Source organism: Bacteroides sp. 224 (genome assembly GCF_010500995.1).
Lineage (GTDB): Bacteria > Bacteroidota > Bacteroidia > Bacteroidales > Bacteroidaceae > Bacteroides.
Map to the genome: position 1 here is coordinate 1 of NZ_QVMK01000037.1, position 15,870 is coordinate 15,870.

Below are 15,870 nucleotides of genomic sequence, written 5' to 3' on the forward strand. Positions count from 1 at the left end.
TGCCGCTGCTTTGAAAGAATACATACGTGTTCGTTATATGCTTCCCGAACAGATCTTCTCTGTAAAATCGGTAGCCGAAGACTGGGACGGATTGAAAGCTCGTATCGAAAGCAGTGACTTTGCACAGAAAGATCGCATCTTAAGTATTATCGACAGCTATGACGCTCCCGATACCAAAGAAGCGCGTCTGAAAGGTTTGGGTGTTTACTCTCAATTGCTTCGCGATGTGTTCCCCGAACTGCGCCGTGTGGAGTATCAGGTAGACTATGCCGTGCGTAGTTACAGTACTGCCGAAGCACGCTCATTGGTGAATACCAATCCGGGCAACCTCTCTCAACTGGAGCTGTACCGTTTAGCTGAAAGTTACGGCAAAGAAAATGCCGAATACAAACGCATTATGATGGAAATTATTCCTAAGTATTACGAGAATGACGCTACTGCCCTAAGCAATACCGCTGCCTTATTGTTGGAAAACGGCGAGGTAAACAGTGCCCTCCGCCTATTGGAAAAGGTACGTACCTTCCCCCAAAGCTGGAACAACCTGGGTGTTGCCTATATACTGCAAGGCGACTTGGATAAAGCCGAAGAGATCTTGAAACAAGCACAAGTATCGGGCAATAAAGAGGCTACACATAATCTGAACGAAATAGCAAAAATCAGAGAAGACGAAGCTAAAAGAAAAAGATAATTAAATAACAATCATCTATTCAACAAACAAATCATTCATTTAATGAAATACTTTCTCACCTGTATTCTAATCTTCTTGGTGCTCTTATCTTGTGGTACTCCACATTCGAGCCACCTCACGGAACCTCTTTTCCTGATGCCTAACCGCATCACCATCTCCCACTACGGAGAGGAAACAGGAGGTGTGAGGACGCTGAATGAGGATGTAACCTATACCGAAGAGGTAGAAGTAGATGCTGACGTGGAAACCACCGAACCTGTAGGGCTGGATACTACTCATGTATACGCCATCCCTTCGGTGACGGTGGTATCCAAAGCACGCTTTGCCCCTGTTCGGGAAGGTCAGGTGAATATCGACTTTGTGATTAAAATCCCTAAAGAATTTCTTTCGGATGATTACCAGATATGCCTTACTCCGGAACTGCTTCATAACGACTCGTTGGTAAAGTTAGAAAACGTAGTGCTGCGCGGAAAGAACTTTATAGAGAAACAAAAACAAGATTACGAACGATACAATGAATATGTAGCCACCATTATTGACCCCATGGGTTACGATACGGCTTTCATTAACCATACCGCTGTAGAGCAGGAGTTGGAGCGACGCCGTAAGGCAGAACTGAATACTTATTACACCCGTTGGAGTCAGTATCAGGAATACCTGAAATGGCAAGCGACAGAGCAGGAAAAGTACGACCTCTATAATATTCAGGAACGTGCAAAGTTCAACCAAAAAGTAGCTACATCCGATCGGGCTTATAACAACAAACTTGTGCGTATGCTCTCGATGGGACAAGATACCACACTGTATGCTGCCAAATATCGTACAAAGCGCAAGAAGCTACTTGCTTCGGCCCCGGTACATAAGCAGATTACTTTGGGTACCGTGCCTGCCAAGTATCGTGATATTTACCAGCACGGTATTAAACAACAAGATATTGAACCCCTGTTGCCCGAAGAAAAAGATTCCATCCGCATAGCCTCCGAGCACGTGATGCACGAGCGTATTGCACTCAACGAAATCAAAGGCAGCCGTAAAGAAGAGGTGTTCAATCGCATGGTTCCTACTCCTTACCAGCCCGATGCACATTACAATGCTACCATTGCTCCGGAATGGAACTTTACTTATCGGTACACAAGACCCTATCCGGTGAAGGGTAACTTAAAAAACTTAAAGTTGACTCTGAAAGGATACATCACTGCCACCGACCGCAGTAATTATAACATCCGCCGAACCGACACGCTGAGCTATGTAATCTCTTCGATGGATGAACTGGCAGACGGCAGCTTGTTGAGTAATACAAATTTTACCGACAATCAGCGGAGAGATTATACAGCAGCCTTGCAACTGCTGCGAAACAGAGAGTACAAACGGGCATTGGACATCTTTACTGATTATAAAGATTACAACACTGCCTTGACGCTTGCCTGCTTAGGGTATAATAAACGGGCATACAACCTAATCATTACTTTAGGAAGGAGTGCCAATAACTATTACCTGGCAGCTATACTTAGCACGCGCTTAGGAGACGACCAACAAGCGATACAGTTATTGGAGGAAGCCTGCAAGATGGATGAAACAAAAAGATTCCGTGCCGACAGAGATCCGGAGATGAGTGCTTTAGTTAGGAAATACGGATTAACAATTTAGAATAAACAATGCCGAAAGGCTATTGAATATTAAACGATAGATAACTTTTTATTAACAACTAATTTTTATTAAAAATGAAAATGAATTTTAAGTATGTAATGATGGCTTGCGCAATCTCTGCAATGGGTTTTGCCAGCTGTTCAGACAATGAAAACATTGAAGGTAGCAATGAACTTCCTTCAGTAGTAGAAGGCGAGAAAGCTTTTGCACAGGTGAATTTGAAGTTCGAGGATACAAAAACTCGTGCAAACTATGCACCAGCTACAGCTACACCCGAAGAAATGAAAATCTACAATGGTGCAATCTATGTGTTCAATTCAAACAAGGTACTTCAACAGGTAGTGGAATTTGACCCAAGCAACACTACATTGGTAGATGCTAATGGCGTATATCAATGTCGTTTCGAAACAACTACAGGTAAACATTACTTTTTGGCAGTAGCCAATGCTCCTGCATTTACTATTCCTTTAGGTACTCATATCGATGCTATGGATCAGTATATTCAAGACATTAACAGAACTAAGTTTGAGACTTACATTGATCCTAAAAACGCGCTATATACTGGTGCTGTTAAAGGTGACGGTTTCTTTATGACCAGCGGTGTGGAAATGTTTGATAAAACTTATTCGCAAATTGAGTATGCCGAGTTGAATGTTGAAGCAGCCACAGAAGCAGAAATTATTGCTGACGTTAAAGATAAAAAGAACTTCATAGATATCTATATTGGCCGTGCTATGGCTAAAGTAGAAGCTTTCGTAGCACTTGAAGCTAAAGACAAAGTTGTAATTGACGAGGCTAAAGCTAACGGTACTGTAGTTGCTGCTAAGTTTAAATATGGTGTAGCTAACAATCCGGATGCAATGTATTTCTTCCCATACTTTGGTGGAGAAAATATGTTCCAAAGCCCATACCACTATTTATTTAACACTACCAGTATGCCTGACAATTACTGGCCTGCTTTGCATAGCACTACCGACTTCCCAACACCGAGTGGTACTTCAACCAACTATGTTCAACCAAACTATATGAATAATAATGGAGAATTGGTAAACGTTGCTGATTTTAAAGCTCTTGCAGATCAAACTTATTTGTCGTGCAAACCATTCTATGCAGTAGAAAACTCTAATAAAGTTCCTACTTATGGTAATTCAACTTTATTATCGATAGAAACAGTGTTTATACCAAGCAAGCTTGTAACAAGTGTAGCTGACGGTGTACCAACAACAGCTACAAATACTGCAGAAGTAACTTTCTACCGTATCCGTACAAAAGAAGTTTTAGCCGGTGAAAAAAGTAAATATATAGACACCTTCTTCTTTACAAATGAACTTGACGCTCAAGCTTATGCTGAACATGCTGCTGGATTGAATCTTAAAAAAGAGGATTACGAGTTAATGAAATACACCAATGGTTTTTGCTACTACATCGTTCCTTTGGAAGATACTAAAAAAGGACATCCTGAATGTTATGATGTAGTTCGTAACCACTACTATGAAGTGATGATCAATTCTATCATTGCTTGTGGATACAACAAACCTGGCGGTGACGAAGATACTGAAAAGAAAGATCCATTGGATCCTACAAATCCTTTCATGCACGCAAATATCATAGTTAAAAACTGGGTAAAAATAGATCAATCAGAAGATCTTGGACCTCGTAGCTAATAACTCATTTTATATCTATGTACCCGGTCTTGTGCCGGGTACTGATTACAATCTATAAAAAACAAACACTCATTATGCGCACAGTTTTTAAACATACAATTTCATTCTTAATACTCCTCCTTACTCCTCTCTATATATGTGGTTGTCTTGGCGAAGGCGATGTAGACTGTGATGCACTATTAGGCCGCCAGGAGCTTACGCTGGAATTTAAACATAGCATCAACCCTAAAGTAGAGAATATTATTGAACAGATTGTCGATAGTATAGACCTATACGTGTACAAACAATCGGGCGAACTATTGCAAACAGAACGTTTGTATGCCGAACAATTAGATAGTACAAACTACACACATACCCTTACCTTAACCCGGGGCACATATACCATTGTAGCCTGGATGAACTCGGGCGAAGAGTATGTAATGGAAGAAACTACAAGCGGCTTTTCGGCTGCTACACACCGTATTCTGTGCGGAGGTACCCGGCACATAGATCATAAAATACAATCGCCGGTATATTACGCCTACGATAACGATAAAAACGATACCAAAAACGAAGACCGCAGGGTAGTAGTTACCTTAGACGGACACCCTAAACATCAGGTGCTTAACTTCGCCAGAAATACAAACAACATACGGATAAGTACCATCTTTGATCGTATATTACCTACCGGAACCCAAATTGAAGCACACATTACCGGCCGAAACGGAGTGTGCAACTTCTCTAACCAATTCGCCTCCGGATGCCCGGACTATACCTATAGTTGGTACAACAAAGAGGTGATTAATGACTATAGAACCGTTCTTGGTAAACTTTACTATAGCACACACAACTTAGATATCAATACACAACGCTTATGGGTGGGCGACGACCTGAACCTGACCATAACCATGACAGATGCCACCACCCGAGCAGTAACTGTATTGATAAACAAACCACTGACTCCGCTGATTATGCAGAACCCTGCCTACTACGACAACTTCCAATTGGAGATATTTCACGATTACCTCTTGGAGTTTGTATTCGAAAAAGACCGAAACAACTGGGCACACTCGGAAATTATCGTAAACAATTGGTACACAGTGAATATAGAAGCAAACTTAGACACACAAAAATGAAACATTTATATAACATACTATTCTGCTTACTGCTGACAACCGCCTACTTCTCGTGCGCACCCCACCAAGAGGGTGTTCCTCAGGGCATTGTTTCGGTAGGAGAAGACAGCGAAATAGCTGTTGACATAAGCAGAAAAAGAACACGCGCCTTTACCTTGGAGGAACGCTTGGACGATACCATACAGAGCTTGCGCATACTTATGTTCGATACCATTGCCGGCTCTCATAAGTGCGTTTACAATTTTAGGTTTGGAAAGCTCTCGTACGAAAAGATAGTACGTTTTAATGTAGCTCCCGAAACCACTTACGACTTGGTGGTGGTGGCCAATGAGCATAAAGACCCTGACGTTTCTGCCGCACTGGAAGCCTTCGACGAAACTCGTAAACTGGAAGAAGTACACGATATATGGTTCAAGGCATCGGCATTTCTGGATACCGAAGAGATACCTATGTCTATCATCTACAAAAAGCTCAAAGTATTATCGAACAGACGATGGGTAAACAGAAAGAATGGAGGAGAAGATACAGTAACCTATCCCATCCCCATAGAAGTGGAACGCTTGGGCGTACGATTGTCTGTTAACCTGAAAACAGAATCGATAGACAAACAAGCCAAACTTGCAGGCATACGCTTAGATAATATACCGGAAAAAGTACCCCTGTTTCCGGTAGATAAAAACGGAGTTCTGATAGATAATACCACAGGTAGCAACAGTTCTCACCGGATATTGGGCAATGGTGTTGATCCGGAAGAATTGGGAATCCCCTGGCGAACTGTAAACGAAGATACGGATGGCGATAATGTAGACGAAACATTCTACATTTTGGAAAAAGGAAGAACCATCATTCCATCCATCGTATTTAACGACCCTACTTCAAGGCAAGGAATAGACCTCGTACTGGAGTATGCCGGAATGCGAAATGAAGGAGTAATGCTGGGTATAGATACACCGGACGATTATACAATTCCGCGAAACGTATGGCTTACGCTCAGTGCGGTTATGGAAGATGATGATATAGTATTCGAAAACATAACCGTAAACGAATGGGGATCACGGAATGATATTGAACTTGGAGATTAAGATGATTTAAAAACAAAAGATATGATACAGAGGAATTTTTTATACGGCTTATTAATAAGTGTGGCATCTTTAAGCGCTTGTAGTAACGATGAGATAGAAACGGATAACTCAAATAATATCCGCTTTAACTTTGATACGGAAATTATTAACGAAATAAAAACCAGAGCTTCTATTGTGCCGGCAGGAAAATACGCTGCGAATAAACCCCTGAGAGTGCTGGCAGTGAAAGATGAAGGAGGAACTGCGGCAGCCGTATTCGATACCAATGGTGTTTCAAAAAACCATACCACTACTACTAACGGTGCTAATACCGAAGTGAATACCGAAGTAAAATGGCCTAATCATGCACTTAACTTTCATGCATTCTCGTCGGCTACTTACCCGGCTTCATGGGATGTGCCGGCAAGTACAACAACCTTCAATGCCGGGACATACACAAACACCGGTGAAGTAGATTTGCTGTATGCTAAAAGTGGCGAAAGAGAAGGTCCGGCTGCAGTGGAGCTTACGTTAAACCATCTTCTTTCGCGCATCACCTTTCAGATTAAAAAAGCCGGATTTAAGGATGGAGTGGACGTTCAACTGAAAAAATTGACGTTGATAGGTGCATACACAAAAGCTGACGGGTCATTTGGTACAATAGCTGATGATGCTACATCACCGGATCTTCCAATAAAAGCAAGTGCAAGCAAAAGCTTTTCGTGGGCTAACCTTACAACTCCAGAAAATTTTGTGTTGGATTATACAAGTGCCCCGGAAACCCCGGTAGATATAAAAACTTCATTTGTTGATGCTAATAACAAAGCTATTTATCTGACATTTACAGCTGCTGCCGGAGATGGTGATAGTTGGTTTATGCTTCCACATTCACTCGATGACTTTGGAACTGATACTAAACTAAAAATAGAATACACAGTTGGTACAGCCCCTTTTGAGTATACTTTCGAATTAAAGACATTAAAAGATAAAGACAAAAATCCGATTGCTACTCCATGGCGTATGGGCGAATGGACAAACTACCAAATCACCATCAATGCCCATTATATTACATTCAATCCGATTACTGTAACAGATTGGGGGAAGGCAATTGATAAGGAATTACATATTTAATAATGCAAGTTCTTAATGAACGAGTACAAAGGAGTATGAAAATAAATATATATAAAATATTTCTGCTTACTGTTGTTGCCTTGCTTCAGCTAACCGCTTGTAAGGATGATAATGATTCGGCAGAGGAGGTGAAATACATCCAGTTTGGCCGACTGGTAGTGGAACAACCTTCCTCGCCCGAGGATACCAGAGGTGCAATTATCGAGGGGAAAGATGGCGGAAAAAACTATCATGGCAACATAAGCCTTTATGGATTGTATTCGGGAACTACATATATAAGCGAAAACAATCTGGAAGTAAAAGACGGATACCTTGAAACTGCGTATCCGTGGCCGGCCGGAAACAAATCACTCTCTTTTTATGCTTTTGCGCCGGCGGCTTCCGGCGAGAATCTGACAGTTTCCCCCAGCAATACGGCTCTTAACTGTGAGGTAAAGTATACACTACCGACGGAATCCAACAATCAAAAAGATTTATTGTTTGGAGAGGTAGGACCCTGTACTGAAGCTGATACTGATCTTACTGGTGCCCTCTCCTTTAAATTTCAGCATGTTTTATCGCGCATCACTTTTAGAGCCGAGAAAGCTGCGAGTATAACCGACGATGTGATAATAACAAGCATCAAAATAAATAAAGCAATGAATACGCTGGGCGGAACGTTGGCTACGGGAACTACATTTGCATGGGAAGCTATCGAAGGATCAACAGAAAGAAAAGACTATACATTTGCTCTTGCTTCGCCAAACAATAAAGCCATTGCGGATGATACTGCCGACGAAACAAAAAAAATTACCTTTCTTAAAAACGGAGATAAAGATTTCAGCCTCTTTATGTTTCCGCATACCGTTGCCCAATTTACAAATGATGGAACAAACAGAACACAGCTTGAAATTAAATACACAATAGGTAGCGGAGATGATCAAATATTCACCGAATATTTAGATGACCACTCCGCAGCCAACGGAAACTATTTCTGGGAAATGGGTCAGTGGATTAATTACGTGATTAAGTTCAAAGATAAAAGAGTGTATTTTGAAGCGCATATTTTGGATTGGGACGATACTTACAAGATTGAAGAAGAACTATAATTAGAACGTAACAGACATGAATAAAAATAAAGCCATACTAAAACGGATACCATTATTATTGATGGCATTATTCCTGTTTTACTCTTGTTCCATGGAGCAGGAGTTGGATGCGCCCGATGTAGGTACTTCCGAAATAACCTTTACGGCAAAACTACCGGCAATGGAGCAGGCTTCCACAAGAGCCACCAACGGAACACTTGCCGAGAACCGTGTGAGGCAGTTAGACCTGTTAGTGTTTGCCAAAGATGGTAACCTGAAAGAAATAAAAAAGGTAAAACCCACTTACAACGAAGATACGGATGCAATTCATCAAACGGTTAAGTTTAGAACTCGCCTGACTGCCGGCAACTATGATTTCATGCTGGTGGCCAATGCAAGATCTTTGATTTCATTTACCGAAAACGAAACCGTATCTCAGGCAGATGTTGCGAAAGCGTTGATCTTCTCTTCCTCAACCATACTTACATTAGGTGATAGCGACACGGGTGTTATCCCCATGTGGGCACGGCTAAAAGATGTGACTATGGCAGATGGAAAGATCAATAAAACAACGTTCGATATAAACCTAACGCGCATTCATGCAAGAATTGATGTATTGGCAAACAGTATAATAACAACTACCTTTAAACTGGAAAGTGTAGCTTTCTATAATTACAATACCAAAGGATGTATTGTGCCGGCAGAGGCAAACTATCCGATAACAACAGCGAGCAACAACCCTTCGTTGCCAGCGAGCCCAACTCCCGTGAACAATACGGCTATAGGCGCGGATGTAAGTCCTTATACCTTTGCTCCAACCGCCACAAACAAATGTGAAGGTAAAATATATGTATTGGAAGCTACTACCACTCCTTATAATACTACCGGCTGGAAAACAAGCCCGTGCCTGATTATTGGTGGCAGATATGGTGGAACCTCCCAAGCCATTACATATTACCGCATCGACTTTATCGGAACAAACAAAGCTGGTACAGCTAACCAACCGCTGAATATATTGCGCAATCATCTGTATAAGGTTAATATTATCGCTGTAACCGGTAGAGGATACGACACTGCGGCAGAGGCATTAAACTATATACCCTCTAACTCTAAAATAACCAGCACAATAACACCTTGGGATAGCAACCCATACGCAGATGTAAGCGTAGACGGACCCTACTATCTGGGAGTAAACTCATCGGTCCTCAACTATACTGCTGCCGGCGGCGAACAGAATATTACACTAAAATCGAACCTCAATTGGAAAGCAGAATATTACAATACGAATGGAACTGTACTCTCCAGCTCTTGGTTTACTTTCAAGAACGGCGCAAAAACAGGTAATGCAGGAGAAAATCTAACATTAACGATCAAGGTTACAGCAAGTGGAGGCGTTAAAAGAGAAGGCTATATACTGTTCTCTGCCGGAAGAATGAAGGTGAGAGTGAATGTGAAACAGTAAGGTAAATAGCGAGGAAATGTGTACTCTGTGGCGAATTAACTCGAAACGAATTAAATAAGAATGAACAAATGAACAAAAACACCACCATATTAACCCCTATACTTATTGCATTAATAAGTTTATTCCTCTTCAATTCTTGCTCCATCGAGCAAGAATTGGACACAACCCATACGGGCACGGCCGAAATAGTTTTTACGGCAGAGCTTCCGGCATCTACAATAATTACCACACGAGGCACGGCTGGCTCACTCGACGAGAATCGTGTACGCCAGTTAGACCTATTGGTGTTTGCTAAAGATGGCAACCTGAAAGAAATAATACAGGTAACACCTACTTACAAAGATACGGACAAAGTGGTGGAATTCAGAACCACGCTGGAGGCAGGTAACTACGACTTTATGCTGGTGGCCAATGCCAGAGCCTCGATAGAAGCAGCCTCGCTTGTTGTAGATGACACAACTCAAGCTGACGCTGCCGCAGCATTAGTCTTTACGCAATCAGGAAAGTTTACGCTTTCGGATACTGACAGTGGAGTAATTCCCATGTGGGCATCATTAAAGAATGTAAATGTAACGGTGGAAAGCAATGGAACAGGAACAGCAGATAAAAAGAAGTTTCCCGACGACGACACCCCCGAAAGTACCGGGCTAACACGCATCTATGCAAAAATAAATGTGTCGGTAGCAAGCAGTGTGCCTACCAGTACCTTCGAACTAACAAAAGTATCTTTCTATAACTACAATACCCAAGGACGCATTGTGCCCGAAAGTGACAAGTACCCGTTTGCAAATACAAATAGCGAGCCCCCCTCGTTTAGCGAGCTCCCCTCGTTGCCAGGCTCTCCAACTCCTGTAAATAATACGGGGGCATCGGGTAGTATCAGTGTTGTGACCAATGGTGTCACCGACACAAATAAATGCGAAAACCAAATATATGTACTGGAGGCTGCCACCCAGGGCGATTATGGAACAAGCAATTGGGTAAAAAACCCCTGTTTGATTATTGGAGGTAAATATGGTGGAACCGACAGCCCCGTTACCTACTATCGCATCGACTTTATAGAGAAAAACAAGGCTGATGGAACTGAAAAGTGGCTAAACATTCTTCGCAACCATATTTACCAGGTTACGATAACAGGGGTAACCGAAAAAGGATACGACGACGAAGAAAAAGCATTAAATAGTGCCCCCATCAATATGACGGCCCAAGTTATGCCCTGGGATGAAGGCAACCATGCTAATGTTAGTATCGATGGGCCCGACTACCTGGGAGTAACACCCAGTAGCCTGGAATTTGAAGACACCGATGGAGGTGTGCAAAAAACATTCACCTTGAAAACAAACAAAAACTGGACAGCCAAGCTAACCCAAGACGGAGGCACTTACTTTTCCATTATCAGCGGAGATTACAGCGGCACTGCCACCGAAGGCAAAGTATTTACTATCAAAGCTCTTTCGAACAATACTAGCACCAACACTGTAAGAACCGGAGCTATAACCTTCACTGCCGGAAGAATGAAGGTTAAGGTGCAGATAAAACAAGCAGTAAAACCGGTAATTACAGCTAAAATTTACCTCTATAAATGGGATGAAAAAACCGGCCGTCCTGCCGTAGGTGCTACTATTACTAATTATGTTCAGTATCCGGATAAAAATGTATTTACCTCTTTTTATGCTCTTAAAACCAAATTCGTAGGCTTCCCTAACGATGGTAGGACCGGAGTAGGTCATCTGCATTTTAACAATGTAAAATCACCTAATCATACGATTCTTAAATATAGGATTGATTTAACAATAGAAAATGCGACAAAAGCCTGGACTGTAGAAGCTACAGGAAAAGCAGCAGGTAAACTAAATTTCACCGAAGTTAACAAAACACTTGGTGGTGGTACTATATGGGTAAATGCTTCGGGCGGTGGAAGTAAATGGTACGATGGTACGATTACAATTAAAAGTGGTAGTGCTACTCCAATAACATTTACCGCTCATCAGATTGGAATAATTTCTGAACTGAGAAATAAAGCTGTTACCTATAGAGCAGATTACCTTAATAGTAAGATTTTCTATTATGACATAATGGTAATGAATGGTATAAACTGGTTAGATCGTAACTTAGGAGCAGAAGATAACGGATTTTTTTCTAATTATACAACAGGTGTGGCTGGTACATTTAATGAAGTAAACAGGGGAGCTTTCTTTGAGAGTAGCAAAGACGCCAATGATGCTTGCCCTCCCGGTTGCCGTTTGTCTATAAGCGGCACTAAAAATGGTGGTTATGTGACATCTGGTAATGAAATGCACTATCTTCTCAATGAGGCTACTTTTACCGGTACTGCTGGTAAGCAATTGACTACTTGGGATGGCAAGACTGCTCACTATAAAAATACTTGGTATGTGCCGACTGTAAAAAATTCTGGTACTACTAAAGTATTCCTTATCCCCATGGCTGGTTTTGGAACCGTAGCAGGACCAGGAAAGAAAGAAAAGAATATGGCTTACTTCTGGGCGCAGGGAGGCTTTACGAGCTTCAATATAAACGCGGGTACTAGTGGCTATACTAAGGGCTTTTACAACTCAACATCAGGTATTTACATTGGCACGCGCTGTGTTCGGGAGTAACTTGATTCATTTTTTTATTGAAAGATGTGATTTGAGACTTTGAGAAAGAAAATTCCCGTTCCCGGCGGGAAATAGAAATCCCGGGAATTAAGATGTCAGCGTAACCCCGCTGTGAAGCGCGGGAATGATGTAAAATAGGTTTTTTGCTAAAGTGACCCTGCCAGGCGTGGCAGGGTTTTTTTGTTGGTTATGGAAAGGATTGAATTTGAACCACAGAGTTACGCAGATTAACACAGAGTTTTTAACACAATGCTGCATAGAACTAAAACTTAATCCTCTGCGTTAATCTGCGTAACTCTGTGGTGAATTAACTCAAAACCTAACCTATATGAACTAATTCTGAATATAATTAATTCCATTAATAGGTATTTATCTTGAAAAAAGTATCAAAAAGCAAATTGCGTAACCAAATAAAACGACTACCTTTGCACTCAACTAAAAAATACAGTGGTTACTAATTATATTATTTCACTTAAAAAGGCTAATTATGACTTATTCACACGAAGTGGAACACATGTGTGTTGTGAAAAAAGGTCCTAATCATGGACCAGCGCCCATACCAGAAGAAGGAAAATGGGTAAAATCAAAAGAGATTGTTGATATTTCAGGTTTAACACACGGTGTGGGTTGGTGCGCGCCTCAACAAGGTGCCTGCAAATTAACATTGAACGTAAAAGAAGGTGTTATCCAAGAAGCTCTTATCGAGACTATCGGTTGCTCGGGTATGACTCACTCTGCCGCTATGGCTTCAGAAATTCTTCCCGGAAAAACTATCTTGGAAGCATTAAATACCGACCTCGTTTGCGATGCTATTAACACTGCTATGCGCGAACTTTTCCTTCAAATTGTATACGGACGTACTCAAAGTGCTTTCTCGGAAGGTGGTTTGATCATCGGTGCCGGTCTGGAAGACTTAGGTAAAGGTCTTCGCAGCCAAGTAGGTACACTTTATGGTACATTGGCAAAAGGTCCTCGTTACCTTGAAGTAGCCGAAGGTTACATCACTCGTCTTGCTCTTGATAAGAACGATGAAATTTGCGGATATGAATTCGTACACATGGGTCGTTTTATGGACGAAATCAAAAAAGGAACAGATGCAAATGAAGCATTAAAAAAAGTAACCGGTACTTACGGTCGTTTCACAGAAGAAGCCGGAGCAGTTAAATTCATTGATCCGAGAGAAGAATAATGTTTAATTTTGAATGTTCAATGTTGAATTAATAGTTTAGTTGATGAAGCAAGACAATGTTGTTGTCGAAAAAAGTAAGCGATTTGCTATAAGGATTATCAATTTATATAAATATCTGGAAGATGAAAAATATGAATTTGTAATGTCTAAGCAAATTTTACGAAGTGGAACCAGCATCGGAGCAAACATCAGAGAAGCTGCAAATGCGCAAAGTAAAAAAGATTTTCTATCTAAAATGTATATTTCTTTAAAGGAAACAGGGGAAACCCAATACTGGTTAGAGCTATTAGTAGAAACTGATTTTATATCGCAAAAACAATTCGACAGTTTACATCCGGAATGTGAAGAGTTATTAAAGCTTCTTACCTCCATAACTAAATCAACATGCCAATCCATTCAAAATTCAAAATTAGAAATTAAAAATTAAAAGAATCATGTTATTTGAAAGTTACGATCGTCGTATCGACAAGATAAACGCAACGTTGAACGCTAATGGTATTGCAAGCATCGAAGAAGCAAAATCTATTTGTGATGCTGCTGGTATTGACCCTTACAAAACGTGTGAAGAGACTCAACCTATCTGTTTCGAAAATGCAAAGTGGGCTTACGTAGTAGGTGCTGCTATTGCTATTAAGAAAGGTTGCAAAGTAGCTGCTGACGCTGCCGAAGCTATCGGTATTGGTTTGCAAGCATTCTGTATTCCTGGTTCTGTAGCCGAAGACCGCAAAGTAGGTATCGGTCATGGTAACCTGGCTGCAATGTTGCTTCGCGAAGAAACTAAATGTTTTGCTTTCCTTGCCGGTCACGAATCATTTGCTGCTGCCGAAGGTGCAATCAAGATTGCTGCTAAAGCAGATAAAGTACGTAAAGAACCTCTCCGTTGTATTTTGAACGGTTTGGGTAAAGACGCTGCTCAAATCATCTCACGTATCAATGGTTTTACTTATGTACAAACTGAATTCGATTACTTTACAGGTGAATTGAAAGTAGTTCGCGAAATCGCTTACTCTGACGGTCCTCGTGCGAAAGTAAAATGCTATGGTGCCGATGATGTTCGCGAAGGTGTTGCTATCATGTGGAAAGAAGGTGTAGATGTTTCTATCACCGGTAACTCTACCAACCCAACTCGTTTCCAACATCCAGTGGCAGGTACTTACAAAAAAGAACGTACATTAGCCGGTAAACCATACTTCTCTGTTGCTTCCGGTGGTGGTACAGGACGTACACTTCACCCAGACAACATGGCTGCCGGTCCTGCTTCTTATGGTATGACTGATACTATGGGCCGTATGCACTCAGACGCTCAGTTCGCCGGATCTTCATCTGTTCCTGCTCACGTAGAAATGATGGGATTCTTAGGTATCGGTAACAACCCAATGGTAGGTTGTACTGTAGCTGTAGCTGTGGATATTGCACAAGCTGCTGCGAAGTAATCAGACACATATTTATTAAAGACTCCTGCAAGTTTGTAATTTGCAGGAGTTTTTTATTCATATCCTACCCACACAAAATTCCCTTTCACCCAGTCAATCCCTCCATTTACCTATTCATGTTTCTTCTATTCGTTCAGTCAGATTCTTCTGTTTATCTTTGCTAATAGGAATCTAATAAACAATGAATTATGAAACAGTTATTCTTACTACTATTCACATGGATTATCTTACCTGTTAACGCACAAGGCAAATGGAATTATTCCACTCATGGTAAACTAATGGAACTTGAAGGTACTGAGTATGTAATAAGCTCTTCAAAGAATTATTCGAAGCTATCCGGAAAAGATGAAAATTTGCTATTCATCAATACTTTAACTGGCAAGATTAAAGAAGTTACATTCTCTAAAAATAGATTCATAAATAACGTTGAACATGTGAAAATAGATTCTTTAGGAATCAATAAAGTAATAATAAAAGTAAGCAACATAGGAAATAAGCTTGTTTGGTTCGCTCCTTATCAAATAACAATAGCTTCAGTAGATGGCAGCACCACCGAACAAATAACTAATCCCAACTTCTTTGTCGACAGTTATATAGTAAATAAACATACTGGAATAATAGTAATCACCGGATATGAAGATACTAATAATAACATGAAATATGATAAGAGTGATGTGCCACAAATTCTTTTATATTCTTTAAAAGAGATGAAAATGATGAATATACAGTAAGATTAATAAATTAATTACTTACTTTTGTATAAACTCATAATTAATCGGTTATGAAATATATCAA

The 15,870-nt window shown here is 40.9% G+C and carries 13 protein-coding genes; all 13 read left to right on the plus strand.

Translation table 11 applies throughout. From position 1 onward, the window contains the following. Window positions 1-688, plus strand: a 688-nt coding sequence (locus tag D0T60_RS14935; RefSeq protein ID WP_163218934.1) for a tetratricopeptide repeat protein, incomplete at its 5' end; no start/stop codon positions are given. A gap of 42 nt (window positions 689-730) precedes the next feature. Then, window positions 731-2,335 carry a hypothetical protein gene (locus tag D0T60_RS14940; RefSeq protein WP_163218935.1) on the plus strand — a complete coding sequence of 535 codons (1,605 nt, stop codon included), beginning with the start codon at window positions 731-733 and terminating at the stop codon, window positions 2,333-2,335. Between the two features lie 74 nt (window positions 2,336-2,409). Beyond that, the gene (locus D0T60_RS14945; RefSeq protein WP_163218936.1) at window positions 2,410-3,999 is read left to right on the plus strand and encodes an Mfa1 family fimbria major subunit; all 1,590 of its coding nucleotides are present in this window, start codon (window positions 2,410-2,412) and stop codon (window positions 3,997-3,999) included. Window positions 4,000-4,073: 74 nt separating this feature from the next. After that, window positions 4,074-5,114 carry a FimB/Mfa2 family fimbrial subunit gene (locus tag D0T60_RS14950; RefSeq protein WP_163218937.1) on the plus strand — a complete coding sequence of 347 codons (1,041 nt, stop codon included), beginning with the start codon at window positions 4,074-4,076 and terminating at the stop codon, window positions 5,112-5,114. Next, window positions 5,111-6,196: a hypothetical protein gene (locus D0T60_RS14955; protein WP_163218938.1), complete on the plus strand. Its 1,086-nt coding sequence runs from the start codon at window positions 5,111-5,113 to the stop codon at window positions 6,194-6,196. Before D0T60_RS14950 ends, D0T60_RS14955 begins: the two co-directional genes overlap by 4 nt. A 21-nt stretch (window positions 6,197-6,217) precedes the next feature. Next, window positions 6,218-7,306, plus strand: a complete 1,089-nt coding sequence (locus D0T60_RS14960) for a fimbrillin family protein (protein ID WP_163218939.1) — start codon at window positions 6,218-6,220, stop codon at window positions 7,304-7,306. A gap of 35 nt (window positions 7,307-7,341) precedes the next feature. Continuing rightward, window positions 7,342-8,394, plus strand: a complete 1,053-nt coding sequence (locus tag D0T60_RS14965) for a fimbrillin family protein (RefSeq protein ID WP_163218940.1) — start codon at window positions 7,342-7,344, stop codon at window positions 8,392-8,394. Window positions 8,395-8,410: 16 nt separating this feature from the next. Then, entirely contained in the window at window positions 8,411-9,835 is a 1,425-nt protein-coding gene (locus D0T60_RS14970; RefSeq protein ID WP_163218941.1) for a fimbrial protein, read from the plus strand. A 68-nt stretch (window positions 9,836-9,903) separates the two neighbouring features. Continuing rightward, a complete protein-coding gene (locus D0T60_RS14975; protein WP_163218942.1) occupies window positions 9,904-12,453 on the plus strand; it encodes a BACON domain-containing protein in 2,550 nt (849 codons plus the stop codon). 487 nt (window positions 12,454-12,940) lie between these two features. Continuing rightward, window positions 12,941-13,642 (plus strand): iron-sulfur cluster assembly scaffold protein, encoded by a 702-nt coding sequence (locus tag D0T60_RS14980; RefSeq protein ID WP_163218943.1) that lies wholly within the window; start codon window positions 12,941-12,943, stop codon window positions 13,640-13,642. Window positions 13,643-13,685: 43 nt separating this feature from the next. After that, complete coding sequence (locus tag D0T60_RS14985; protein ID WP_163218944.1) at window positions 13,686-14,069, plus strand: four helix bundle protein; 384 nt, start codon at window positions 13,686-13,688, stop codon at window positions 14,067-14,069. Window positions 14,070-14,076: 7 nt separating this feature from the next. After that, window positions 14,077-15,075 (plus strand): GGGtGRT protein, encoded by a 999-nt coding sequence (locus D0T60_RS14990; protein WP_203558354.1) that lies wholly within the window; start codon window positions 14,077-14,079, stop codon window positions 15,073-15,075. Window positions 15,076-15,263: 188 nt separating this feature from the next. Further along, the gene (locus tag D0T60_RS14995; RefSeq protein ID WP_163218945.1) at window positions 15,264-15,806 is read left to right on the plus strand and encodes a hypothetical protein; all 543 of its coding nucleotides are present in this window, start codon (window positions 15,264-15,266) and stop codon (window positions 15,804-15,806) included. Window positions 15,807-15,870 lie beyond the last annotated feature (64 nt).